The organism is Leifsonia sp. P73, assembly GCF_051059105.1.
Taxonomy (GTDB): Bacteria; Actinomycetota; Actinomycetes; order Actinomycetales; family Microbacteriaceae; genus Leifsonia.
In genome coordinates this window covers 2,162,552-2,187,135 of the sequence record NZ_CP194931.1, presented here as the reverse complement: position 1 = coordinate 2,187,135, position 24,584 = coordinate 2,162,552, and the positions used below count along the sequence as shown (strand labels likewise).

25 protein-coding genes are annotated in these 24,584 nt (G+C 68.6%); 22 read left to right on the top strand and 3 right to left on the bottom strand.

Features of this window, described 5'->3' with window-relative positions; all coding sequences use genetic code 11:
• Positions 1–41: 41 nt before the first annotated feature.
• The 6 genes from ACQ86L_RS11060 (at position 42) to ACQ86L_RS11035 (ending at position 6,440) form a co-directional block, all read left to right on the top strand.
• Positions 42–1,316, top strand: a complete 1,275-nt coding sequence (locus ACQ86L_RS11060; protein WP_434315438.1) for a YcaO-like family protein — start codon at positions 42–44, stop codon at positions 1,314–1,316.
• 9 nt (positions 1,317–1,325) lie between these two features.
• Positions 1,326–1,958, top strand: a complete 633-nt coding sequence (locus ACQ86L_RS11055) for a TOMM precursor leader peptide-binding protein (RefSeq protein ID WP_434315437.1) — start codon at positions 1,326–1,328, stop codon at positions 1,956–1,958.
• 70 nt (positions 1,959–2,028) lie between these two features.
• Positions 2,029–2,190, top strand: coding sequence for a thiocillin family RiPP (locus tag ACQ86L_RS11050; protein ID WP_345839095.1), 162 nt, complete (start codon positions 2,029–2,031; stop codon positions 2,188–2,190).
• A 53-nt stretch (positions 2,191–2,243) separates the two neighbouring features.
• Positions 2,244–3,347 (top strand): site-2 protease family protein, encoded by a 1,104-nt coding sequence (locus ACQ86L_RS11045; RefSeq protein ID WP_434315436.1) that lies wholly within the window; start codon positions 2,244–2,246, stop codon positions 3,345–3,347.
• Entirely contained in the window at positions 3,344–5,698 is a 2,355-nt protein-coding gene (locus tag ACQ86L_RS11040) for a hypothetical protein (protein ID WP_434315435.1), read from the top strand. The genes ACQ86L_RS11045 and ACQ86L_RS11040 overlap by 4 nt, the downstream gene beginning before the upstream one ends.
• The gene (locus ACQ86L_RS11035) at positions 5,691–6,440 is read left to right on the top strand and encodes a thiopeptide-type bacteriocin biosynthesis protein (protein ID WP_434315434.1); all 750 of its coding nucleotides are present in this window, start codon (positions 5,691–5,693) and stop codon (positions 6,438–6,440) included. The genes ACQ86L_RS11040 and ACQ86L_RS11035 overlap by 8 nt, the downstream gene beginning before the upstream one ends.
• A 27-nt stretch (positions 6,441–6,467) precedes the next feature.
• Here ACQ86L_RS11035 and ACQ86L_RS11030 read toward each other — a convergent pair whose 3' ends face one another.
• Positions 6,468–7,508 (bottom strand): LacI family DNA-binding transcriptional regulator, encoded by a 1,041-nt coding sequence (locus ACQ86L_RS11030; protein ID WP_434315433.1) that lies wholly within the window; start codon positions 7,506–7,508, stop codon positions 6,468–6,470.
• A gap of 143 nt (positions 7,509–7,651) precedes the next feature.
• On the opposite strand from ACQ86L_RS11030, the gene ACQ86L_RS11025 reads away from it, so the two are divergent.
• The 9 genes from ACQ86L_RS11025 to ACQ86L_RS10985 all read left to right on the top strand — a co-directional run bounded on the left by ACQ86L_RS11025 (position 7,652) and on the right by ACQ86L_RS10985 (position 15,482).
• Positions 7,652–9,049, top strand: a complete 1,398-nt coding sequence (locus tag ACQ86L_RS11025) for an MFS transporter (protein WP_434315432.1) — start codon at positions 7,652–7,654, stop codon at positions 9,047–9,049.
• 12 nt (positions 9,050–9,061) lie between these two features.
• Positions 9,062–11,527 carry a beta-glucosidase gene (locus tag ACQ86L_RS11020; protein ID WP_434315431.1) on the top strand — a complete coding sequence of 822 codons (2,466 nt, stop codon included), beginning with the start codon at positions 9,062–9,064 and terminating at the stop codon, positions 11,525–11,527.
• An 81-nt stretch (positions 11,528–11,608) separates the two neighbouring features.
• Positions 11,609–12,199, top strand: coding sequence for a hypothetical protein (locus ACQ86L_RS11015; protein WP_434315430.1), 591 nt, complete (start codon positions 11,609–11,611; stop codon positions 12,197–12,199).
• The gene (locus tag ACQ86L_RS11010; protein ID WP_434315429.1) at positions 12,196–12,660 is read left to right on the top strand and encodes a hypothetical protein; all 465 of its coding nucleotides are present in this window, start codon (positions 12,196–12,198) and stop codon (positions 12,658–12,660) included. The genes ACQ86L_RS11015 and ACQ86L_RS11010 overlap by 4 nt, the downstream gene beginning before the upstream one ends.
• A complete protein-coding gene (locus ACQ86L_RS11005; protein WP_434315428.1) occupies positions 12,657–13,889 on the top strand; it encodes a hypothetical protein in 1,233 nt (410 codons plus the stop codon). Before ACQ86L_RS11010 ends, ACQ86L_RS11005 begins: the two co-directional genes overlap by 4 nt.
• Before the next feature lie 8 nt (positions 13,890–13,897).
• Complete coding sequence (locus ACQ86L_RS11000) at positions 13,898–14,245, top strand: hypothetical protein (protein WP_434315427.1); 348 nt, start codon at positions 13,898–13,900, stop codon at positions 14,243–14,245.
• On the top strand, positions 14,242–14,577 hold the full coding sequence (locus tag ACQ86L_RS10995) for a hypothetical protein (RefSeq protein ID WP_434315426.1): 336 nt from the start codon (positions 14,242–14,244) through the stop codon (positions 14,575–14,577). The genes ACQ86L_RS11000 and ACQ86L_RS10995 overlap by 4 nt, the downstream gene beginning before the upstream one ends.
• A 64-nt stretch (positions 14,578–14,641) precedes the next feature.
• The gene (locus tag ACQ86L_RS10990; RefSeq protein ID WP_434315425.1) at positions 14,642–14,923 is read left to right on the top strand and encodes a hypothetical protein; all 282 of its coding nucleotides are present in this window, start codon (positions 14,642–14,644) and stop codon (positions 14,921–14,923) included.
• A gap of 10 nt (positions 14,924–14,933) precedes the next feature.
• Positions 14,934–15,482: an isochorismatase family protein gene (locus ACQ86L_RS10985; protein ID WP_434315424.1), complete on the top strand. Its 549-nt coding sequence runs from the start codon at positions 14,934–14,936 to the stop codon at positions 15,480–15,482.
• Positions 15,483–15,501: 19 nt separating this feature from the next.
• On the opposite strand, the gene ACQ86L_RS10980 is transcribed toward ACQ86L_RS10985, so the two are convergent.
• Positions 15,502–15,951, bottom strand: coding sequence for a hypothetical protein (locus ACQ86L_RS10980; RefSeq protein ID WP_434315423.1), 450 nt, complete (start codon positions 15,949–15,951; stop codon positions 15,502–15,504).
• A 47-nt stretch (positions 15,952–15,998) separates the two neighbouring features.
• Between ACQ86L_RS10980 and ACQ86L_RS10975 the strand changes: the two genes are divergently transcribed.
• The 6 genes from ACQ86L_RS10975 (at position 15,999) to ACQ86L_RS10950 (ending at position 21,907) form a co-directional block, all read left to right on the top strand.
• Positions 15,999–17,114 carry a class I SAM-dependent methyltransferase gene (locus ACQ86L_RS10975; RefSeq protein WP_434315422.1) on the top strand — a complete coding sequence of 372 codons (1,116 nt, stop codon included), beginning with the start codon at positions 15,999–16,001 and terminating at the stop codon, positions 17,112–17,114.
• A 156-nt stretch (positions 17,115–17,270) separates the two neighbouring features.
• Positions 17,271–17,939, top strand: coding sequence for a GNAT family N-acetyltransferase (locus ACQ86L_RS10970; protein WP_434315421.1), 669 nt, complete (start codon positions 17,271–17,273; stop codon positions 17,937–17,939).
• Between the two features lie 136 nt (positions 17,940–18,075).
• Positions 18,076–19,593, top strand: a complete 1,518-nt coding sequence (locus ACQ86L_RS10965) for an APC family permease (protein WP_434315420.1) — start codon at positions 18,076–18,078, stop codon at positions 19,591–19,593.
• A gap of 120 nt (positions 19,594–19,713) precedes the next feature.
• A complete protein-coding gene (locus ACQ86L_RS10960; RefSeq protein ID WP_434315419.1) occupies positions 19,714–20,352 on the top strand; it encodes a hypothetical protein in 639 nt (212 codons plus the stop codon).
• 84 nt (positions 20,353–20,436) lie between these two features.
• Positions 20,437–21,213, top strand: coding sequence for a YcnI family copper-binding membrane protein (locus ACQ86L_RS10955; RefSeq protein ID WP_434315418.1), 777 nt, complete (start codon positions 20,437–20,439; stop codon positions 21,211–21,213).
• Between the two features lies 1 nt (position 21,214).
• Positions 21,215–21,907, top strand: a complete 693-nt coding sequence (locus ACQ86L_RS10950) for a copper resistance CopC family protein (protein ID WP_434315417.1) — start codon at positions 21,215–21,217, stop codon at positions 21,905–21,907.
• Between the two features lie 48 nt (positions 21,908–21,955).
• Here the strand turns inward: ACQ86L_RS10950 and ACQ86L_RS10945 are convergent, their stop codons facing one another.
• On the bottom strand, positions 21,956–22,321 hold the full coding sequence (locus tag ACQ86L_RS10945) for a hypothetical protein (RefSeq protein ID WP_434315416.1): 366 nt from the start codon (positions 22,319–22,321) through the stop codon (positions 21,956–21,958).
• Positions 22,322–22,420: 99 nt separating this feature from the next.
• Here ACQ86L_RS10945 and ACQ86L_RS10940 point away from each other — a divergent pair, with 99 nt between their 5' ends.
• Entirely contained in the window at positions 22,421–24,583 is a 2,163-nt protein-coding gene (locus tag ACQ86L_RS10940; protein WP_434315415.1) for an ATP-dependent Clp protease ATP-binding subunit, read from the top strand.
• Position 24,584 lies beyond the last annotated feature (1 nt).

Sequence of the window (24,584 nt, the reverse complement as noted above, 5' to 3'; positions counted from 1 at the left end):
GCGAGTGGAGTCTCGAGCCGAGTCTTGCCTCACTCGAAGACGTGATCTCGCCCGAAGCAGGATTGATCGGATCGGTCACTCAGATATCCACGCACGAAGACCCATTCCACGTCTATGTCGCTGGTCTCGGCGAGCTGGAGGCGGTGCAGGACAACATTCGGCGTATCTCCGAGCTTCCGAGCGGTGTGGAGATGGCCGGTAGCGGCGGCAATATAAATCCGCTTCTCGCTCGGGCGATTGCGACCGTCGAGGCTATCGAGCGCTATTCGAACTGCGTGCCGGCGCCGGGCATCACCTGGGCTAGACAGGACGAACTCGTAGGTCGAGTCGTCGACATGAGCGAGATGCCCGCATGTTCACCGGCCGAACTCGCGCATCCGAAATGCGTCGTGGCGCCTTTCGATCCGAAGGAGAGGGTCAGATGGATTCAAGGGTGGTCGCTCCTCTCGAACGAACCGGTCTGGGTGCCCGCTGTCCACGTGTGGATGCACATACCTGCTCTGACGCCGAGCGAGCGATTCACACTGCCGATTTCAACCGGCAGTGCTGCCCACACCTCCCTCGCGAACGCCATCTTGAATGCGATCTGTGAGGTGGTCGAGCGGGACTCCATCGCGCTGACGTGGATGCAGATGCTCGCATTGCCGCGTATCGAGTTCACGAACGCGTCCGAGGCGCTGAGGAAAGCGCTGGAGAGAGCCGAATCGACGGGAATCGAGTACGCCTTTTTCGATGCAACAACGGACCTCGGACTGCCGACCGTCTATTGCGTCGATACCGACAGTGCGAGCTCCAAGCTGCGTCACGTAGTCATGTGTGCTACTGATCCGGATCCGGAGCGTGCTGTCATCAAGATATTGCGAGAGATCGCGGCTTCTCGTATGGGGCTCAGTTCCGTGCGGCGGGCGCCCGAATCCGTTGATGACTTCCATGACGTCTTTCACGGCGCCCAGCACATGGGGGCAGCAGAGCGTGCCCACGCGTTCGACTTTCTTTTGAACACCACCGCGCCTTCTCGGGGGATCGAACATGTCGCCTCGATGGTCGCAGGGGATTCGACGCGCGAGCTCGAAGCGGTGCTCGAGGTGTTCAGTATGCGCGGCTGGGAGGTCGTCGTCGTCGATATCAGCACGGTGGAGGCGCGTGACGCGGGCGTGACCGTGGTGAAAGTGATCATCCCGCGCCTGATGCCGCTCTCCTTCGTCTACCGCTCTCAGTTCAGAGCACATCCGCGCCTGTTCGATGCTCCGCGAAACATGGGTCTTCCTGTTCGTCCCGAAGCGGAGTTGAACCCGTTTCCGCAGCCCTTCGCGTAGGAGTTCCACATGATCGATGTTCATTTTCTGGCCGGTGACGATTTCGGCGCCGCGGTCGCCGCCGAGCTCTCCCGATCGGGGTGCGTCGAGAGAATGCAGTCGGAGTCATTCGAAGTCCCGCCCTCACGCTGGCCGAGTGCGCTGGTCCAGGTCGTTTCGACACGGGACGACAGCTCCTCAGAGATCGACCGAGTCGATGAACTGGCGTTCAATCTCGACCGCCCGTGGCTCCCAGTCGTCATGCGACCCCGCGCATTCCGGGTCGGTCCGCTCGTGGTTCCCGGTGTCAGCGGGTGTTACCGGTGCTTTCGCCGGCGCCAGTATCAGCACGGGCGCCTGAACCAGACAGACAAGAAGGTCGAATCACTGCGCCGCACCGACCGCGACGTGCCGGTGTCGGGCTTCTTACCCGGTCATGTCTCCCTCGCCGCGCACCTGGTGCGCGCAGATGTCGAGACTGCCCTCTCGGGGCGTACCGAGTCACGTGCAGGTCGCCTGACTGTCGTGCGTTGGCTGAGCCTCGGAGTTTCGGCCGGCCGACTTACTCGGGTGGATGGATGCGACCGGTGCGGCGCCGTGCGATCCGAGCATTCGACGTGGCGCGAGATCGAGACATTCGCAGAACAGCTTCGGGCCAGATGAGGGATCGGCTCGTCTATACATGGGGCCAGGATTTGGTCCCAGCTGAGGAAAGCAAAGGAAAAACACATTGATGCGTAACACGATCGACCTGGTGTCCATCGAAGACCTGACTGCCGAGGACCTCCCGGAGTCCGCGTCGGCCGGTGTGAGCTCGGCGGGAACGGCTTCGTCGTTCTCTTCGGGCACTGGCTCGCTGGGCACCGGCAGCTCGCTGTCGACCTACAGCAACTGAATGGGCCGGGTGGAGGCGAAACGGAATCGCCTCCACCCGACTCTCCCAATCTTATGGATCTCACTCTCGAATCGTGGCCGTCGCTTCCAGAGCTCAAGCTCCGCGCTGACACTCAGATTCTCACAGCGGCGGACGGTCGACCTTTGCTCAAAGCGCCTAACGGTAGGTTCGTCGTCGTCTCGGGGTCGAGCTCTGTTCTTCTGAGTCTGTTGCAGGACGGACTCTCCGGAGCAGAACTGGCGGAGGCGACCGGCGTGATCGGGTCTGCCACTCAGGGGGACCGCGGAGTCGCTCTGGTAGGCGCATTTCTCGGGGTGCTTGACAGGGCGGGCATGTTGACCGTTTCGGATGCAACCGGACAGCCGATAACTGGCTTGTTCGCGGGTATCGGCGTCGATTTCCTGAAGCGGATTCCGCTACGGGGACTTCACGCGGACCACGTGTTCGACCCGATCGGCCGGCGGCTGAAGATACTTCCGCCGAGCGTGCTCACAGCGGTGCTTCTGACGGTCTTCATCGGTTCTGCCGTTTCGGTCCCCGTTCTCCTCCGGGGCCAGAACATGAGCGCAGATCTGTGGGCCATCCTGATTGCAGCCGTATTCGTTCTGCTGTTCCTCCCCCTCCACGAGAGCTGTCATGCAACCGCGATGCGGTACTGGGGGATCCACATTCGTGAAGTCGGCGTGGGTCTCCTGGCTTTCATCGCCCCCGTGGCCTACGTCGACAGAACAGAAACATATGCGCTGCGGAGTCGCTGGGGGCGGCTCACGATTGCGATCATCGGGCCGGCGTGTGACGCGGCAGTCGCACTCGTGTTCGCCATCGCCGCAGTCACAATTCCTGACGTCTCGAGCATCTTCGGCGTCGCTTCAGCGATGCAGTTCGGAGTGATGATCATGAACCTCAACCCGCTCGTGCGCGGCGATGGATATCACGCAATCGAGGCAGCCTTCGGGCGCTTGAATGTTCGCGCTCACGCGTTCGAATATGTAGCATCTGTTCTGATGAGGCGATCCCAGCCTGTTCACTTGGCGAACCAGAGCCGACGGGTACGACTGGGCTACGTCGTCTACGTCGCGTTCGGTCTCGTGTACATGCTCGGCGCGGTCTGCGTGCTCGTCTTCGTCCTCGTCTCCATGGCCGGGGCAATGCAATGAGCGCGATCATTGCTGATCTCCAGATCGTCCGCATTGCAGGCCTTGCGTCAGATCATTTGGAACTCGTCCGGAGCCTGGACGGGGGCCTTCTTCAGGAGCTGGAGTCGTCCAGAGAAGACCTGGTAACGCGCCGCCGCGAAGCATCCGACGAGCTCTACTCACTCGTTCCCACTTTGGAGCGCGCTGACCGGCGCACTGCACTCGCGCTTCGCCGGAGGATGCATTCCGATGATCTCGACCCGATCGCCGGGGAGGTATCTTCGATTCTCTCCGCCGGCCTAGCGGATCGTCTCGCAGCAGCCGAGCGTCTTCACGAGGACTTCCGGTTGAAGGTCGAATCGGCGGTTCGCTCGGATGAAGCCCGGGCGCCTTCTCTCATCCGCCGCGCACTGGAGACGTCGGAGATGCGAGATGCGCTTGACCTCCTCGCGCCGGGATTTCGTGAGCTGAGTTTGCGAAGCGCATTCACGGTGGGGGCTCGCCACACTCGAACGGCGCTTGCGTACATGGGGCGCGCCGCACTCAAGCCGAGCCCGCTTTCGACGTTGACTTCTGTGGGTACTCCGGGCGGGACAGACGCGAGGCGCGTCGATCCTTCTCCGCTCTTCCTGTACAGGCTCCTGCACTCCCTGGTCGATGACCCCTCATTGGTCACAATGCTGGAGTTCAAACCCGCTTATGTGATCGACCGGAACGTCGTCGTGCGTCGGGTCGTCGAAGCGCACGGATCTGCATGGCTGGAGGAAGACATCGTCTCGCTCGATCCGTACGCGGGCGAGTATGAGCGCCTCCGTGATTGGCGGGGAGGTGACTTCGACTCGCTCGCGGCCCTGGCGGGCGCTGATCCGCCTTTGCGGGTCGCCCGATGGGTAAAGCTCGGGTTGGTGCAGGTCGTGGTTCCGGGGCGGCCTGGGGATCATCCGCAGAGCGCTTTGGCGCGCAGCCTTCGTCGAATCGAAGGTAAACCTCATGCTGCTGAACTCGCGCGAAACTTGGAGTCGCTCGAGACCGCGTTGCGTTCGGCAGAATCCGCACGCAAGGACCGCCAGCCCGCTCTGGCGAGTGCGCGAGCGGTTCTCGACCGGATCGGCCAAGACTTCCGCGTGCGGAAGCAAACTGCGCGACTTCTGAACGAGGACAGCGCCTCCCCAGCTCCCGTCGGCTCGTCGAACATCGATGCGATGCTCCGGCGATGGGGCGACGGAGTCCGTCTCTCGATTTTCCGTTCGCACCGTTACGACGCCATCGTCCGTCGATTCGAGCAGGAGGTCGGCCCCGATTCCACCCATCCGGATGCGGCGGCGTTCTTCATCGGAGCGCATGCGTCGCGGGAGTTCCGAGATTCCATGCGGGATGCATGGTCCGAAGACCGCGCTTGGATCGAGCGACGGTCGACCGGTCGCTCGTTCCTCCCGGCCGGTGACACGAATGCTCCACCGTCCGTCGGCGTCATGTATCAGGAACTGGCGGACCCACGGGGAGGCGGTGACCCCGCCTTGGTTGTCAACCAATTGGTCAACGGCGTAGGCGGAATCGTGGCACGTTTCGGTGTGGTCGGCGGCAGGACCGGTTCGCGCATCCGGGCTGATCTTATGGCTTGGATCGACGGCATGTTCCCTCGCGTCGCAGCGACGTTCGCTTTCCATCCGTCCAGCGAAGTGAATCCGCTCCAGAGTGCCGCCAGGGGCATTCTGCCTTCCATCGAGTGGCCAACCGATCCGAGGCGGACCGGCCACGAGTTGAGCTTTGAACACGTCGGTCTGAAACACGACTCCAAGCGAGATGTGCTTGATTTCGTCGATCAGGATGGCAGGCCCGTCGCGATCGTCCACTTAGGCATCGTCCCGGCGTGGTCGGTCGCCGGCGCACGCGGCTTGGCTCTCTGCGTCATGGATCCATGGGTGGACGGAACTGCTCTGACGCTTGATTCGAACCCGGTGGAACGAGCGCGGGTTGCGCACGCAGAGCCGCGCCACCGCCCGAGAGAATATGTCGACGACGTCGTGGTGCGGCGCGAAACCTGGATGGTCGAGTCATCCGAACTCCCCCTTCCTGGCGAGGCGGAGACCACGGCTAATTTCCTTTGCCGCTTCGACCGATGGCGCAAAGGTGAAGGAATCCCGGAAGAGGCATTCGGCCTGGCGATTTCGTCGAGCGGCTTCGCATCAGAAGCGAGAAAGCCGCTCTGGGTCAACATGCTGTCGACGCATTCCCTCTATGCGACGCTTCCGCTTCTGCGTGAGGGTACGCACGTTCGGTTCCAAGAGGTGCTGCCTGGCCGGCGGTCCGGCGGGCATCGGGTGACTGAGCACGTCCGCTTCTTACGCTGGGAACGGAGCCACGATGACTGACCTGACCTGGCTGTACGCGAAGATCTACCCTGGTTCGCTCGCGCAGCTCGATCGTGTCATTACGACGACGGTGATGAGAATCGTGCGGGACAACGAGGCATGTATCGACCGCTGGCACTTCCTTCGGTTCATCGACACGGAAGGCCCGCACATTCGGTTTCGCTGTCTGATCGACGACGACGTGGCAGATTCGATCGTTGCGAGCTTCGGCAATCTCGAAGAGCATCTGGGGTCGCAAGCACGAATCGACCTCGCCTATTACGATCCTGAAGTCGGGAAATGGGGAGCGGGCGAAGATCTGCGCCTGGCTGAAGTGCAGTTCCAGCGTGCGAGTGAGTGCGCTGCTGTTCTGCTCGAGTCCCGGCCGAGCCGCCGCATGCGATGGGCCGCATGCGAACGTCTATTCACTGCGATCTCCGACGTTTTGCCGCTCGACGGGATATCGAAGGTGAGCCTCTTCGAGACTCATGCACGATGGTGGCTGGGTTCGACGGACTTGGTCTCTGCCGCAGCTCAAGCCCCGAACGCGCCTTCTGCGCAGATTCCGCCAGCGTTCCTGGTCGGCGTCGAACGGTTGGTCGGCGATTTCGGACTCTGGGAGCGGCGTCATTCACGGCCGGAGAGACTTGCGTACCTGGCTCACCAGTTGATACATCTCTCGATCAATCGAATTGGGCTTGCTCCTGCTGAAGAAGGCACGTTGGCTGCGAGTCTGTGGAGTCGTAATCAGGTGATGAGTTGAGCAAGCGCGCCTGGACCGTGTCCATCGTCAGCGTGACGCCGGCTGCCGCTCCGCCCGGACCGCACTGGACTCCCGCGCCTCCAGCCGGATCGGCGGCGCCGCCAGCAGTTCCACCCGCTCGCCCGCACGCATGCGCGCGAAGGCGTCCAGGAGCGTCCCCGCGAGCGCGTCCGCGTCGAACGTGACCGTGCTCAGCCGCGGCAGGAAGTCCGCCGCTCCCGGATGGTCGTCGGCCCCGACCACCGACAGGTCGGCCGGCGCGCGCAGGCCCGCGTCGGCCAGCGCGCGGATGGCCGCCATCGCGAGCCCGTCGTCCGAGGCGGCGATGGCGGTGGGTGCGTGGGTGTCGTAGCGGAGGCCGTGCGCCCAGTCGCGGAGGGTGCGGGCCGAGGCCGCCGCGTGCGTGACGTCGAGCCGGACTCCCAGGAGCTCGGCGGCCTCCCGCGCGCCGGCGAGGCGTTCGGCGGCGGCGGGGCCGGGTGTCGCGGGGGCGAGGTAGACGATGTGCTCGTGGCCGAGCGCAGCGAGGTGCTCGACGGCCAGGCCGCCGAACGGGCGTTGCGGGATGACGAGCGACGGCGCGTAGTCGACGGCCGCGGTGCCGTGCACGACGAGTGCGCGCACGCCGGCCAGGCGCAGCACCTCGGTGGCCTCCGCGTCGCAGCGCGCGGCCTCGGCGAGCACGGCCTCCGGGCGCAGCTTGGCCCAGAGCTGGCCGGCCTCCGCGCCGGTCGTCGCGGTGTCGGCGTGCCGGAGGGCGTCGATGCCGTCGTCCACCGTGCGGGCGAGCAGCGCGTCCAGTGCTCGCGCGACGGTCGCGCCGTGGTCGGTCGCCGACGACGCGACGAGCAGGCCGGCGACGGACTCGCCGCTCGCCAGCGACCTGGCCGCGGTGTTGGGCGTGTAGCCCAGCAGGCGCGCGGCCTCCAGCACGCGGTGCCTGGTGTCGTCGGAGACCCGGGAGTTGGGCTTGTCGTTGAGGACGAAGGACACGGTCGCGCGCGAGACGCCGGCCGCGAGCGCGACGTCGGCGCTGGTCGGGGCTTTGACGACCTGGGGCGTGAACATGGTGTGCTCAGTCTAGGTCTCGGCGATGGATCTGCTTACTCGCGTCAGCAAAACCGAGCGATGGCTTGTATTCGGGGCTGGCCCTGGCGTATGGTTACGCGTGTTAGCACGCAACGTCGCCTGCTCTGAAAGGACAAACCCCCGTGACAACGCCGTCTGATGACTTCCCCGAGGGCCCCCGCCCGGTCCAGCCCACCCTCCCGCCGAACCTCTCCGGCGCGCCCGACAGCGTGGCGCTCGGCTCCACGCTGACCACCGCCGACTCGGCGTTCTCGGCCGCGCCGACCTCGGCGGTTTCCGCCCAGGCGCCGCAGCGGGTGAAGGTCCGCGGCAAGCTGCTGAAGCTGATGCTGTGGATGGCGTTCGCCAACGTCGCGATCTTCGGCATCTGGGGCGCGGTCCCCGGGCTGCTTCTGCCGTTGCAGATCCAGGGCATCGTCGGCGACGGCGCCAAGGCGGGCACGCTGGCCGTGGTCGCGACGATCGGCGCGTTCGCCGCCATGATCGCGCAGCCGATCGCGGGCCTCGTCTCCGACCGCACGCGAAGCCGCTTCGGCCGCCGCGCGCCGTGGATGGTGGCCGGCGCGCTGCTCGGCGGTCTCTCGCTGATCTTCATGGGCGCCAGCAACGGCATCGTCCAGCTCACCGTCGCATGGGTCATGGTCCAGATCTGTTACAACTTCGCCCAGGGCCCGCTGAGCGCGATCCTGCCCGACCGCGTCCCGAGCGGCGCCCGCGGCACCTTCTCCGCGCTGTCCGGCCTCGGCCTCATGGTCGGCGCCCTCGGCGGCAGCATCGTCGGCGCGATGTTCGCCAAGAACCTCCAGACCGGCTACTTCGTCTTCGCCGGCTTCGCGCTGATCGTGACCGTCCTGTTCGTCGTGTTCAACCCGGACCGCTCCAACAAGGGCGAGCCGAAGCCGCCGTTCGACTTCGCGACGTTCATCAAGACGTTCTGGGTCAGCCCGCGCAAGCACCCCGACTTCTTCTGGGGCTTCACCGGCCGACTGCTGCTGTACGCCGGCTACTTCATGGTCACCGGATTCCAGCTCTACATCCTGCAGTCCTACATCGGCCTCGGCGACCAGGCCGTCGCGCTTGTGCCCGTGCTGAGCCTGATCAGCATGGTCGGCACGATCATCACCACGCTCATCGGTGGCCCGCTGTCCGACAAGCTCGGCCGCCGCAAGGTCGTCGTGATCGTCGCGGGCTGCGTGCTGGCGCTCGCCATGGTGTTCCCGCTCATCCTGCCGACCGTCGTGGGCATGATGCTCTTCTCGTTCGTCTCCGGCCTCGGCTTCGGCGCCTTCCAGGCGGTCGACACCGCGCTGATGAGCGAGGTGCTGCCCTCGAAGGACGACTTCGCGAAGGACCTCGGCGTGCTCAACATCGCCGCCACCCTCCCGCAGACCCTCGCCCCCGGAATCGCCGGCGCCATCGTCGTCGCGTTCGGCAACGTCTACACTCCGCTGTTCCCGATCGGCATCGTGATCGCCCTGCTCGGCGCGTTCGCGGTCCTCCCGATCAAGTCCGTCCGCTAGGAGATCCATCGCATGACCGACATCACCACCGAAACGGGCGTCGCCGACGAGTTCCTCGACGGCCTGCTCGGCTCCCTCACGCTCGAGCAGAAGGTGCGCCTCCTCACCGGCGCCTCCTTCTGGACGCTGCACGACGAGTCGCAGATCGGCTTGGAGACCATCGTGGTCTCCGACGGCCCGGCCGGCGTCCGCGGGCAGCTCTGGGACGAGCGCGACTCCTCCGCGAGCCTGCCGTCGCCGACCTCCCTCGCCGCGTCGTGGGATGTCGAGCGGGTGCACCGACTCGGCCAGCTGATCGCGGCGGAGGCCCGTCGCAAGGGCGTCGGCGTCGCGCTCGGCCCGACCGTCAACATCCAGCGCTCGCCGCGTGGAGGCCGGCACTTCGAGGCGTACAGCGAGGACCCGTGGCTGTCCGGCGTCGTCGGCACCGCGTTCGTGAAGGGCATCCAGTCCTGCGGCGTCGGCGCCACGCCCAAGCACTACGTGGCCAACGACAGCGAGACCGACCGGATGACGGTCGACGTGCAGGTGGACGAGCGGACCCTGCGCGAGGTGTACCTCGCCCCGTTCGAGCGCATGGTCGTGGAGGGCGGCGCATGGCTGGTGATGTCCTCCTACAACTCGGTCAACGGCGTGACCATGACCGAGAACGACCTGCTGCGCGCGCCCCTGAAAGAGGAGTGGGGCTTCGACGGCGTCGTGGTCTCCGACTGGATGGGCGTGCGCGACACCGTCGCCGCAGGGAGCTCGGCGCAGGACCTCGCGATGCCCGGTCCGGAGGGCGTCTGGGGCGACGCGCTGGTGCAGGCCGTGCAGGCCGGCCAGGTCGACGAGGCCGCCATCGACGAGAAGGTGCGCCGCATCCTCCGCCTCGCCGGCCGCCTCGGCGCGCTGGAGGGCGTGGAGGCCGCGACCCCGCTTGCCGAGCCGTGGCCGCAGGAGCGCATCGACGCCCTGCTCCGCGAGGCCGCGGCCGATGGGATGGTGCTGGTGCGCAACGAAGGCGTGCTGCCGCTCGACCCTTCCGCCGCGCCGACCGTCGCCGTCGTGGGCGAGCACGCCCGGATCGCCCGTACGCAGGGCGGCGGCTCCGCGACCGTGTTCCCCGACCATGTCGTCACCCCGTTCGACGGCCTGGTCGAGGCCTACGGCGCGGATCGGGTACGCTACGCGGCCGGCGTGAAGTCGTCGGAGTCGGTCCTCCCGATCGACGGCAGGGTGGCCACCGACCCCGCGACCGGCGAGCCCGGGGTGCACGTCCGCTTCCTCGCGGAGGACGGCGCCGTGCTGCTCGACGAGCACCGCGCCTCCGGCAAGCTGGTCTGGCTCGGCGACCCGATCCTCGGCGACACCGCCGTGGTGGAGGCCACCGCCGAGTTCACCGCGCCGGAGGACGGCGAGTACTCGGTCGGCTTCGCGGGCCTCGGCCTGTTCCGCTTCGAGGTGGACGGCGAGCTGAAGAGCGACGGCCTGTTCTTCCCGGAGGGCACCGACCCGTTCATGGCGTTCCTCAACCCGCCGAAGCAGTCGTTCCCGGTCGACCTGAAGGCCGGCCAGAGCGTCTCGCTGCGGCTGGAGCACCGCCCGCAGCAGCAGGCCGGCCTCGCGGCCGTCATGTTCACCTTCGGCTACGAGGAGCCGTTCGCCGACCCCGAGGCCGAGCTGGCACGCGCGGTCGAGCTGGCCGCGGCCTCCGACGTCGCCGTGGTGGTCGTCGGCACCACCGAGACGCTGGAGTCCGAGGGCTTCGACCGCGCCGGCCTGCGCCTCCCGGACGGCCAGGACGAGCTCGTCCGCCGGGTGCTCGCGGTCAACCCGCGCACCGTGGTGGTCGTGAACTCCGGCGGCCCGGTCATCCTCCCCTGGCTGGAGGAGGCCCCGGCCGTGCTGCTCACCTGGTTCCCGGGCCAGGAGACCGGCGGCGCGCTCGCCGACGTGCTCTCCGGCGCCCGCGAGCCCGGCGGCCGCATCCCCACCACGTGGGCGGCCGACGAGGAGGACGTGCCGGTCTGGCAGGTCGAGCCGATCGAGGGGAAGCTGTTCTACGACGAGAAGCTCAACGTCGGCTACCGCGAGTGGCTGCGCCGCGCGGCCCTCGGCGGCCCGGCCCCGGCCATCCCGTTCGGCCACGGCCTCGGCTACACCGAGTGGGAGCTCGGCGAGGCGACCCTCGACGGTCACGCGGTCAGCGTCCCGGTGACGAACGTGGGCGACCGCGCGGGCAAGCAGGTCGTGCAGGTCTACCTGTCGCGGGTGTCCGAGTCGGACATCGAGCGCCCGGTGCTCTGGCTGGCCGGCTACGCGCTGATCCGCGCGGAGGCGGGGGAGGCCGCGGTCGCGACGGTGGAGCTGGAGCCGCGCTCGCTGCAGTACTGGTCGGTCGACGACCACGCCTGGCGCACCGAGCCGGGGGAGTACGCGGTGCAGGTCGGCACGTCGGTCGCGACGCTCGGGGAGCCGATCCGGTTCGTCGTGTGATCCGGGGCGGCTGTGCGCCGTCCTTACTGAACCCGCCCCCTCGGCCGTGAATCTCCGGCCGAGGGGGCGCACCATTTCCGGATGACGCCAGCTGGAGTTGTGGGTGTGAACGGTCGGGTGATCATTGGGCCGGACATCGGGCGGGCGCTGGACTCGGGCCCAGTTCCCGCGGCGGGCGTCGTGTTGAGTAGAACGACTCGTCTTCCAGCTGGCCGGTCGTTTCCGTCCAGTCGCGGATTCGGGTTCTTCGACTGGCGGGTGCGGGAGCAGGTGGACATGCGAGTAGTTCGAGTGGTGGGCGCTGCGCTGTTGGGCGTCGCGCTGATCGCCGGCCTGACGGCCTGTTCACCGATAAGGAACCGCCTCATGACACCGGACCCTCCCGTCAAGGAGCAGCAGCGAGCGGCCGCCCTCTACTTCCGCGACGAGTACCAGCCGAATGTGGAGAAGGTCCGGTTCACGCAGGACGGCAGTCGGGGTGGCCTCGGCGCTCCTTGGGGGGCGAATGCCGTGGCAACAGTCGATGGTGCGGACTATCAGGTGATCATAGGCCCGAAGATTGGACCAGGGTTCGTCGGAGGTAGTGATGTGCCTCCCGACGCCCCGACGCCGTCCCCGCACCTTCCGCTGACGGTGGTCTATAGCGACGGAACGTCGGAGGTGATCGAGTGACGACCGCCGAACACATTGCGGACCGGTCGTACCGGTTGGAACGCCTGATCCGTGACTCTCCGTACCTGCGAGTAATTCGAGCCGTGAGCGCTTCGCTGATGGGCATCGCGCTGATCGTCGGCCTGTCGGCCTGTTCACCGATAAGGAATCGCCTCATGACACCGGACCCTCCCGTCAAGGAACAGCAGCGAGCGTCCGCGCTCTACTTCCGCGACGAGTACCAACCGAACGTCGAGAAGGTCCGGTTCACGCAGGACGGCGATCGGCCGGGGCTCGGTGCGTCGTGGTGTGTGAACGCCGTGGCCACGATTGAGGGCGCCGACTACTACGTGATCATCGGGCCGGATAGCGGTCCGGGGTTTGTGGGTGGCACAGGCGAACCGCCTGAAGCCCCAACGCCTGCGCCGCACCTTCCCTTGACCCTGGTCTATAGCGATGGGACGTCGGAGGTGATCGAGTGACGACCGCCGAGCAATATATGGACCTGGCGGACTGGGCGTACCGAGTGGATCGTCTGAAGCGGGACCCTCCGCTGAGCGTCGGCGAAAGGTTCCGCGCCGGTAGCGGCGACCACACGCAGCGGTATCAGGTGGTCGACACCGAGGACCACACCGCCAACGGTTTCCAAGCAATCGCGGTCGTTCCCGTCGTGGACGGCGTCCCGGACCTCTCGCACATCGTCGTCTCCTACGCGGGTACGAATCCGGATCACCGCGCGGACATTCTCGCGGACGTGGAGACGGTCGTCGGGGGCGCGCGAGGTCCGATGAGCCAGGTGCTGGATGCGCAGTTCTTCGCGGATCGGGTGGCTAACATGCATCCCGGCTCCTCCGTTTCGACGGCAGGGCATTCGCTGGGCGGGTTCCTCGCGTTGCTGGTGGCGGCGGAGAACGGGTGGGATGCGACGACGTTCAACGGGCCCGACCCGTGGGAGTGGTTGTCGCCGCAGGCGAAGAAGCGGCTGGAGGCCGACGTCAAGGCGGGCCGCAACCGCCTGCGCAACTACGTGAACGAGTGGGACCTGATCGGCAACCTGTATGCCAACCGGACGGGCGCAGCCGTTTTCGTGTCGGATGAGCGTGGCCGCGAGACGTTGGCCTATCACGACATCGGAAGGGAGAGGGCGTTCTCGTTCAATCCGGATGGTTCGATCAAGCGCGCGGGGGCGACGGGCCGTCGCCTCGAGGACATCCTCGGGAACGCGGTGGACACGTTCCTTCCCGGCGCCTCCGCGGCGGCGTCTCCTGCATTGTCGATTCTGGCGGGCATCGCGCGCAGCCCGGCGGCGATGAAGACGCTCGCGAAGAACGCGTCCGGGGCTCTCGTGGCGGTCAACTCCGTCGCTGCCCTCGGCCTCGCGGCGAGCATCGGCGGCACGGCGACTGCGCTGGCGCAGATCAAGCAGGCCAACGGCCGGATCATCCCGCGGATGGAGGACGGGCTGCTGGCGGCGAAGAACGCCGCCGCCCTCCTGCCCACGATCACCTCCTACGACATCGAGGCCTGTATCGACCGGCACCGCCTGCACGTCCACCAGAACGTCGATGAACGCGCCGTGCGGGCCGTCGACGAGCGGGTCGACCGCCACATCGAGCGCGTTGGACAGCTCAGCCAGGGCATCACCCAGACCGTGCGGCACACCCTGCAGCAGGACGCCCAGTGGGCCGTCACCTTCGGACTCGGCGGATAGAAGGAATCATGAACCCGGCAGACTTCGTGCAGGAGCTCTTTGACGGCATCGACCGCGAGATACGGACCGGCGTCCAGGAGGTCCAGGATTGCATCGAGGCGCAGGTCCACGGCGCGGCCGTCCAGCTCCTGGACAGCCTGATGCCGCCGATCGTCCGAGCCGACCGCGCTGCGGTGAAGGTCAGCGAGTCCGCGATCGTGCTGCCGGCGCACACCGGCATCGGCCTCACCCTCAGCACCGCGGACCTCGGCAACACGGTCCTCGCCGGCGCCGTCGCGGACACGGTGCAGCGTGGCCTCGACGAGCTGAAGGCGGAGAGCGGCTACGCCTTGGGGGTGAACAGCATCGCATGGTGACCTACCGATCGCTGGCGGAGCTGGAGGACGCCCAGGACCAGGAGCGAAGGACCGCGCGGATGCGGATCGAGTCGGCCGAGCGGTACCTCGGCCACTACCGCTCCCGAATCGACCAGGTGCGGGAGACGTTCTACCGTCTCGGCGCGCGCGAAGGGGTGGCCGACGACCCGGGCTTCCGGCAGGAACTCCAGCGCGTCTCGGATGCCGCCGGAGAGAATGTCGCGTACGCGGGCCGCAGGATCGGCGAGCTGGAGGAGGAGTATTACGCCTTGCTCCGGGAGCAGGACGAGCAGCGAGAACGCTTCCTCGCCGAGCGCGACGACGCCGGCTGACAGCTCGCGCCGTCCCTCCCGAAGGGTCTGGTTCGACCTCGGCGCCACCGACCCCGCGCCGATCGTGCAGTACCACTCGGAGTTCAACCACCACCGCACCCCGTCGTGCGACCGCACCCCGTGGAACATCGCCGAGCGGACAGGGGACCAACGGGTGCTCCCGCTGTTCCGCGAGTTCGTGCAGCTCCGCGAGCGTCTGCTCCCGTACCTCACCGAGCGGGCCGCGAAGAGGATCGCGACCGACCAGCCGCTGATCCGCCCGCTGTTCTTCGACCACCCCGGCGACCGAGCGGCTGCGTGTCGCGTTCCCGTTCGGCGAGGGGTAACGTCGTCCCCGTTCACGTGAGGGGGATCGCATGACAACGCTCCACGGCCGCGAGGGCTCCGCGCTGCTGGTGATCGACGTCCAGAACGGTGTCATCGGCGGCGCGTACCGCCGGGACGACGTGGTCGGGAACATCCGCGGCCTCGTCGACCGGGCGCGCTCCGAAGGCGTGCCGGTCGTCTGGATCCAGCACTCCGACGAGAACGTCGAGTACGGCAGCGAGGCGTGGGAGTACGTGCCCGAGCTGACGCGCGAGGAGGCGGAGGCGCTGGTGCCGAAGCACTACGCCGATGCGTTCGAGGAGACGCAGCTGGAGGCGGTGCTCGCGGCCGCGGGCGTCGGCCGGCTCGTCGTCACCGGCTCGCAGACGGACGAGTGCATCCGCTCGACCATCCACGGCGGCCTCGTGCGCGGGTACGACGTGACGCTGGTCGGCGACGCCCACACGACGGAGGACCTGAGCGAGTGGGGCGCGCCGACGCCCGACCTCGTCATCGCGCACACCAACCTGTACTGGGGCAACCACCGGGCGCCGGGGCGCACGGCGGAGGTCGTCTGGGCGGCCGACGTCACGTTCTAGGCGGGGACCCCGGAGACCGTCAGCACTTCAAGCGTCGTCCGCGTCTGCCCGCCCTCGCTGCGGTCCACCCGGATCGGCATCCCGGGCAGGTCGACGGCGAACCAGAACACCAGGGTCGCGTCCCCCGCCGCACTGTGTAGCGGAGGCAGCGGCGCTGCTGCAGCGGTCCCAGGAGTTCCACCCGGTCGATCGTCGTGTGCTCCACCGGGAAGGCGGCGTGCTCCTGCAGCTCCAGCCAGGTGGACCGCTCCCGCTCGACCTCGCCGGCCGGGCGCCCCTCCTCGTCCAGCGGCGTGTCCTCGATCCAGGCGCCCTCCTCGTCGCCCTCCGCGAACCGGATGGCGACCAGCCCGTCGGGATGGCGCACCACCGACACCCGCCCTTCTGGGCAGCCGGCGCGGATCTCCGTGGCGGTGAACGGCGTCGGTGCGAGTCCGGGCGCGAGCACGTGCGGGTCGGGGTCGGTCATGGCTCAGGAGTACCACACCGCGCGGTCCGGTCTGATTGACTGAACCGGTGTTCCCCTACGAGCGCCTCCGCCGCCGCCCCGACGTCGAAGCGCCGAACCTCTTCGCGTCGGACGCCGCTGACCGGCTGATCGCCGACCTCGCCGGCGACGACGTCCTCCGCGACGGGCTGGTCGTCATCGGCGACGCGTACGGGGCGTTGACCCTCGCTGCTGCGTCTCGCGGGGCCCGCGGCATCCGCGTGCACCAGGACCCGCTCACGGCCGAGCGGGCGCTCGACGCCAACGCCGCCGACTTCGGGCTCGGCGGCACGTACGAGCATCGGCCGCTCGACGCCTCCCTCGTCGCCGGCGCCCGCACCGTGCTGCTGCGTCTGCCGCGGAGCCTGGAGGCGCTGGCCGAGATCGCGGCGCTGACCGCCGGGCACGCGCATCCGGAGGTCGTGGTCTATGCGGGCGGGATGCTCAAGCACATGACCACCGCGATGAACGGCGTGCTGGGGGAGGTCTTCGGCGACGTCCAGGCGTCGCTCGCCCGGCAGAAGGCCCGCGTCCTCACGGCGCGAACTCCCGAGCCGGCCGCCGCGCTCGCGCTCGACCGCTGGCCCGACCGGGCGTTCGACGAGGCGACCGGCCTCCATGTGTGCGCGTACGGCGCGGCGTTCGCGGGCGCGACGGTGGACATCGGGACGCGGTTCCTGCTGACCGTGCTCGCCGACGCGGTTCCGGAGGCCGGGACGGCGATCGACCTGGGCTGCGGGACCGGGGTGCTGGCCGCCGCGCTCGCCACGTCGCGGCCGGGCCTGCGCGTGATCGCGACCGACCAGTCGGCAGCGGCGGTCGCGTCGGCGCGGGCGACGGCCGTGGCCAACGGCGTCGCCGACCGGGTGGAGGTCGTCCGCGACGACGGCCTGGCCTCGCAGCCGGACGCGTCGGCCGACCTCATCGTGCTCAACCCGCCGTTCCACATCGGCGGCGCCGTGCACACCGGGATCGCGCACCGGATGTTCGCCGACGCCGGCCGGGTGCTGGCGCCGGGAGGCGAGCTCTGGACGGTGTGGAACTCCCACCTCGGCTACCGCCCCGCCCTGGAGCGTGCGGTCGGCCCGACCCGCCAGATCGCCCGCAACCCCAAATTCACCGTCACCGCCTCCCGCCGCCCCTGACCCCCTCGGCGCCAGCACTTCGCGGATGCCGAGGCACATCCGCGACGCCCTGTGCGTGGGCTATGCGACGCTTCCGGGCTTCTCACGCTGGCCGCGGAGGTCGCAGCGCAGCCATAGCACGCCCGTTCTACCGTCGAAGCAGGAGAGGAGGACGCTGTGACCTCTCTCCCGCGTCTCCCGCGCCCCCTGCGATCGCTGCGCTCGCTGTGGGCCGGGCCGGTGCCCGGGCTCCCGGTCGAGGCGCATGAGGTTCGGACGCCGCGCCTGCTGCTTCGGCCCTACCGCGCGACGGACGCCGCCGACTGGCGTCGCATCGAGGACGACGAGGAGGTGCGCCGCGGCCTCGACTGGCCGCTGCGGACCTCGCGTCAAGTGGCTGCGCACCTCCTCGCCCGCACGGCGCACCGCACGCTCTCCGCTCCGGGCGACCTCCTGGTGCTCGCGGTCGAGCACGACGGGCGCGTGATCGGCGACGTGTCGCTGCACCTGCGCACGGTCGCGCCCGAGACCCGGATCGCGGAGATCGGCTGGCTGCAGCTCACGGCCGAGGGAGGCCACGGCTACGCGACGGAGGCCGCCCGCGCGATGCTCGACCTGGCCTTCGGCGAGCTGGGCGCCTGCCTGGTGACGGCGGTCATCGAGCGATCCAACACGTCGTCCGCGCGGCTGGCGCTCCGGCTGGGCTTCCGCCTGGCAGGAGGCACCGCTCAACGGGCCACCTTCGTGCTGGCGGAGGCCGACCACGCCGCCGAGTGCGCGGCCCAGCCGTCCCGCGGGGCCGTCGAGACCCCGCCGCTCGGAACGAAAAGTGTCGATAATCTCTGAGTGGACCCAGATCCACCTCGGTTTTCGTCACTTTCATTCACATTCACAACCGATTTCGTGGCGAAAAGGGTTGTCCTCTGGTCCCGGAATTGCTAACGTCCCCCTGTCGCACACGCGACCCTAGCCAGGGAGAGCAATGACGCAGGAATATTCCCGGCCGGACTCCGTAGCACTCGGCAACGGAGCCGACCCTCGCGGGGGCGAAGACAAGCACGCACTGCAGGCGGACGGGGTGAGCGCCGCCGGCTCCATCGTGATGGCCGTGGCGGGCAGCGCGCCCGCGTACTCCATCGCAGCCACCACCGCGACGCTCGTGGGCGCCGCAGCCCTCGGAGCGCCGGCCGCACTGCTCTGGTGCGGCATCCCGATGCTCGGCATCGCGTGGGCGTTCCTCTACCTCGGCCGCGCCGATGTGAACGCGGGAGCCACCTACTCGTGGGTCGCCAGGGCCCTCCACCCCATCCTCGGCTTCCTGTCGGGCTGGGCGCTGGTCATCTCGGCCACGATCTTCATGGTCGCGGGAGCCCTCCCGGCCGGCGCGATGACCGTGACGCTGTTCGCGCCCGACCAGGCCAACAACGCGTGGCTCATCACGGGCGTCGGCGCCATCTGGTTCCTCGTCATGGCGGCGTGCGTGCTGTTCGGCGTGCACGTGACCGCACGCGCGCAGTGGATCATGTCGCTCATCGAGGTGGGCATCCTCATCCTCTTCGCCGTGCTGATGATCGTGCGGGCGGCGACCAGCAGCCACGCCGGACCGTCCTTCTCGTGGGACTGGCTGGGCTTCAGCCACCTGACCGGTCAGGGCGTGTTCGTCTCGGCGGCGCTCATCGCGGCCTTCTACTACTGGGGCTGGGACGTCTCCTCGAACCTCAACGAGGAGACCAAGGACGGCCACAAGAACGCGGGCTCGGCCGGCATCATCGGCATCGTCATCGTGTTCCTGCTCTTCGAGATCTTCACGATCGCGACGCTCGTCATGCTGCCGTCGAAGACCATCGAGAACAACAGTGCCAACATCCTCTCGGTCCTCGGTGACGCCGTCTGGCCCGGTATCGGCGGCAAGATCCTCGTCGTCGCGGTCGCGCTGTCGACCATCGCGACGCTGGAGACCACGCTCATCCAGGTGACCCGCACGCTGTTCGCGATGGGCCGCGACCACACCATCCCGAAGGCGTTCGGCCGCATCCACCCGCGCTGGAAGACCCCGGCGTTCGCGACCCTCATCGTCGTCGGCGTCTCGATCATCCTGTTCGTGGGCTCCAACCTGCTCGGCTCGGTCGGCGAGATCATGACGAACGCGATCGCCTCGATCGGCATGCAGATCGCCTTCTACTACACGCTCGCGGGCCTCGCGGTGGTGGTCGCCTACCGGCGGGTGCTGTTCAAGTCGGTGAAGAACGCCATCCTGATCTTCCTCTGGCCGCTGGCCGGCGCGATCTTCATGGGCTACATCTTCGTGCAGGGGATCAGCCAGAACGACCCGATCGTCAACATCCTCGGCGTCGGTCTGATCGTGCTCGGCATCGTGCCGCTGGTGCTCTTCTACCGGAAGGGCAAGGAGTACTACCGGCGTCGTCCGCTCGAGCTCCCCGCCGAGCTCGACGCGAAGGCCCCGGCCAACATCGACGACAGGGACCCGGCCGCGCTCTGACCCGAGCAGAACGCGGCCCTGTCGGCCCGACGCGACCGCCGAGCACCCTCTGACCCCGAGGTGCTCGGCGGTTGCGTCTGTGGACGTCGGCCAGAATTCGACGCCGCGTAGAGTGGGGGCATGAGTTCGCGCGGAGCACGGGTCGTCCGCGGCTTCGCGGCCGCCGTCGTCGCGACCCTCGTCGCCGCGCTCTTCCACATGGCGGGCGGCGGCCAGGCGCCCAGCGCCGTCGCCCTCACGCTCAGCGTGGTCTTCTCGTCGCTCGCGAGCATCGTCCTCGTCGGCCGCCGGGTCGCGCTCTGGCGCGTGACGCTCTCCGTGGCGGTCAGCCAGTTCCTCTTCCACGCCCTGTTCACCCTGAGCCCGTCGGCGAGCTTCAGCGGGATGCCGATGGGCGGACACCTGCACGCGGGCATGCACCTGACGCTGGTGCCGGGCGCCGCCGCCGCGACCGACGCCGTGACGGCCGGCCCGGCCTTCCTCGGCGAGGACGTCTGGATGTGGCTGGCCCACGCCGCGGCCGCCGCGCTGACCATCGCGGCGCTGCTGCGCGGCGAGCGCACACTGCTCGCCGTCGCGCGGTTCACGTTCTTCCGGCTGCGCCGGTTCGTCGACCGCGTCGCCGCGGTGACGCCGGTGGCGCCGGTCCGCGTCTCCACGCCGATCGACACCGTCCCCGCGACCTTGCACGGGGTGGAGGCGCTGATCGGCGCTCTGCGGCACCGGGGTCCGCCGCCGGCCGTCGTCCCGGCCGGCTGAGCGCTCGTGCTCGCCGCCGGCGAACTGCAGCTCACCCTCTCTCCCCACCCGGCCGCCTCCGCGCGGCCGAGAAACCGGACGACCATGAACAGCACCCCCGCGCGCACGGACGCGCGCATCCGCACCACTCGTACCCGCAGGTTGACCATCGCCGGCGCCGTCTCGATCGCCGCCGTCGCCCTCGCGCTGGCGTCGCCGCTCGCCGCCAGCGCGCACGTCACCGTCGGCCCGAACCAGGCCGCCCCGGGCAGCTATCCGACGCTCACCTTCAAGGTCCCCACCGAGTCCGCGTCCGCGGGCACGGTCAAGCTGGAGGTCGACCTCCCGACCAGCACCCCGCTCGGCTCCGTCGCCTACCAGCCCATCGCCGGCTGGAGCACGCAGGTGGTCACGGAGAAGCTGGCCACGCCGATCAAGACCGACGACGGCACGGTGACGGAGGCTCCGGTCAAGGTCGTCTGGACGGCCACGTCCGGTGTCCGGGTCGCGCCCGGCCAGTTCCAGCAGTTCGTGATCTCGGCGGGCGCGATGCCCGACACCGGCAGCATCGTCCTCCCGGTGCACCAGTTCTACTCGGACGGCACCGTCGTGAACTGGGACCAGAAGACGCCGGCCTCCGGCGCCGAGCCGGAGCACCCCGCGCCGACGGTCTACATCAACGACGCGCCGCCGGCCGCGGATGGCTCATCGAGCCTGCTCGCCACCTCCGGCGCGACTGCGCCCTCCAGCGCTGCCTCGCCGGGCGCCGCGGCGGTCGCGATCGGCCTCGGAATCGGCGGCCTCGCGCTGGGCGCCATCGCCCTCGTCGTCGCGGTGTTCGCGGCGACCCGGCGACCCCGCACGGCCCAGAAGGAGCACTGACATGACGAGCAGCACAGGCATGACGAGAATGGCGACGCGCGTGCTCGCCGGAGTCGGCGGCATCCTGGCGACGGTCGCGCTGGCGCTGGCGCCGTCCGTCGCCGCGAGCGCCCACGACTACCTGGTGGACACGTCCCCCGCGAGCAGTTCCACCCAGACCGAGCCGCTGACCCAGGTGAAGCTGACCTTCAACGACCGCGTGCTCGACCTGGGCGGCGACGGGTCGTCGGCGATCCTCCGGGTCACCGACGCCACCGGCAAGCACTACGAGACGGGATGCCCGACCATCCTCGACGCCGCGGTCTCGGCCCCGGTCGCGCTCGGCGCCGCCGGCGGGTACACGGTGGACTGGCAGGTCGTCTCGGCGGACGGCCACACCGTGTCCGGGACGTACGGCTTCACGTACCAGCCGCCGGCCGGGACGTCGGCCGCAGCAGGACGCACCGCCCCCGGCTGCGCCGCCCGGTCGAACGTCGTCGCGACCCCCGGGGCCGCCGCGCCCGCGCCCACCTCGACTGTGTCGACGGCAGTACCCACGAAGGCATCGTCGGGCGACGACCTCGGTCTGGTCATCGGCATCGCCATCGGGATCGTGGTGCTCGCCCTGATCGGCGTCACCATCCTCCTCCTCACCCGGAAGCGGGCGCAGCCGACGGAGGACCCCACCCCCGAAACCCCGTCCAACCGCACCTGACGGAGGACATCCGCCCCTCCCACCGCCGCGACTCCTCCGTTCGCGACGTCAGCGCGGGTGCTCGGAGCGCGCGTCGTCGCGGGCGCGCCTCCGTGCGCCGGGCGCGTCCAGCAGCGACAGCCAGAACAGCAGCGCGAGCAGCCCGAAGATCAGCAGCGCCAGCAGCAGGTCGGTCCACTCGAACGGGATGAGCGTCCCGTCGATCGACATCACCAGCACCAGCTCCACGATCCCGAATGCGATGAAGAACAGCGCGAGCAGCGTGCGCGTGAGCCGGATGCGCCCGCGCCGGTGCACCTCCACGCGCCGCAGCTCGACCATGAGCGTCAGCAGCAGCAGCGGCAGGACCTGGGCGAGTGTGGCCGCCGTCTGACCGTCGAGCAGTACCACTCGCGCGTCCAACGGGTCGATCATGTGAGTCAGGGTAGTCGTATCGGAATACCCCTGGCAGAACCAAAGTTGAGCCTAGTAGACTCAACTTTGTCACAGGACTTCGAAAGGAAACCCACCAGCATGGCGAACATGCAGGGCGCCCCCTCCACGCAGGAGGACGCGAAGAGCGCGCTCGAACAATACGGCATCAACCTCACCGAGATCGCCAAGAGCGGCAAGCTCGATCCGGTCATCGGGAGGGACGCCGAGATCCGCCGCGTCAGCCAGGTGCTGACCCGGCGCACCAAGAACAACCCGGTGCTCATCGGCGAGCCCGGCGTCGGCAAGACGGCGGTCGTGGAGGGCCTGGCCCAGCGCATCGTCGCCGGCGACGTCGCCGACTCGCTCAAGGGAAAGCAGCTGGTCACGCTCGACCTCTCCGCCCTGGTCGCCGGCGCGATGTACCGCGGCCAGTTCGAGGAGCGGCTGAAGGCCGTCCTCAAGGAGATCAACGACGCGGAGGGCGAGATCATCACCTTCGTCGATGAGCTGCACATCCTGATGGGCGCCGGCGGCGGCGAGGGCTCGGTCGCGGCCTCCAACATGCTGAAGCCGATGCTGGCCCGCGGCGAGCTGCGCCTCATCGGCGCGACCACGCTCAACGAGTACCGCGAGTTCATCGAGAAGGACGCCGCACTGGAGCGCCGCTTCCAGCAGGTCTACGTCGGCGAGCCCAGCGTGGAGGACACGGTCGCCATCCTCCGCGGGCTGAAGGGCCGCTACGAGGCGCACCACGGCGTCACGATCGAGGACTCCGCCCTGGTCGCCGCGGCCTCCCTCTCCAACCGCTACATCACCGCGCGCCAGCTCCCGGACAAGGCGATCGACCTGATCGACGAGGCCGCCAGCCGGCTGAAGATGGAGATCGACTCCGCCCCGGTGGAGATCGACACCCTCCAGCGCCAAGTGGAGCGCATGAAGCTGGAGGAGTTCGCCCTCAAGAAGGAGAAGGACGACGCCAGCAAGGACCGCCTGGAGCAGCTCCGCCAGCGCCTCCATGAGCAGGAGGACACCCTGGAGGAGTTGCAGGAGCGCTGGCGCGCCGAGAAGGCCGCGCTGAACCGCGTCGGCGAACTGCGTTCCCAGCTGGAGGAGGCCAAGACCCACCGCGACCTCGCGCTGCGCGACGGCCGCTACCAGGAGGCCTCCAAGATCGAGTACGAGACCATCCCGAGCATCGAGCGCGAGCTGGCGGAGGCCGAGCAGGCCGAGCACAGCCACCCGCGCATGGTGAACGAGCAGGTGACCGCCGACGACATCGCCGCGGTGGTGGCCGCCTGGACCGGCATCCCGGTCGACCGGCTCACCCAGGGCGAGACCGAGAAGCTGCTGAACCTGGAGCACGAGCTCGGCCGCCGCATCATCGGCCAGAAGAAGGCCGTGCAGGCGGTCGCCGACGCCGTGCGCCGCACGAGGGCGGGCATCTCCGACCCAGGGCGCCCGACCGGGTCGTTCCTGTTCCTCGGCCCGACCGGCGTCGGCAAGACCGAGCTGGCGAAGGCGCTCGCCGCGTTCCTGTTCGACGACGAGAAGGCGATGGTGCGCATCGACATGAGCGAGTACGGGGAGAAGTTCTCCGTCTCGCGACTCGTCGGCGCCCCTCCCGGCTATGTCGGTTACGAGCAGGGCGGCCAGCTGACGGAGGCCGTGCGGCGCCGTCCGTACTCGGTCATCCTGCTGGACGAGGTCGAGAAGGCCCACCCCGAGGTGTTCGACGTGCTGCTGCAGGTGCTGGACGACGGCCGCCTCACCGACGGCCAGGGCCGCACGGTCGACTTCCGCAACACCATCCTGATCCTGACCTCCAACCTGGGCAGCCAGTTCCTGGTGGACCCGACCCTGAACGAGACCGAGCGCGAGGAGGCCGTGCTGCAGATGGTGCGGCAGGCGTTCAAGCCGGAGTTCGTCAACCGGCTGGACGACATCGTCGTGTTCTCGACGCTCAGCCAGGAGGAGCTCGGCGAGATCGTGGAGCTCAACATCGACCGGCTGATGCGGCGGCTGGAGGAGCGCCGGCTGGAGCTGGCGGTCACTCCGGACGCGCGGCGCTGGCTGGCCGAGCGCGGCTACGACCCGATCTACGGGGCGCGTCCGCTGCGCCGGCTGATGCAGCGCGAGATCGAGGACCGGCTCGCGACCGAGCTGCTGGCGGGCGAGATCCGCGACGGCGACACGGTGCGCGTCGACCTGGACCCGTCCGGCGAGCGGCTGGCCGTCGCGCCGGTGCGCGAGGAGCAGGACTAGA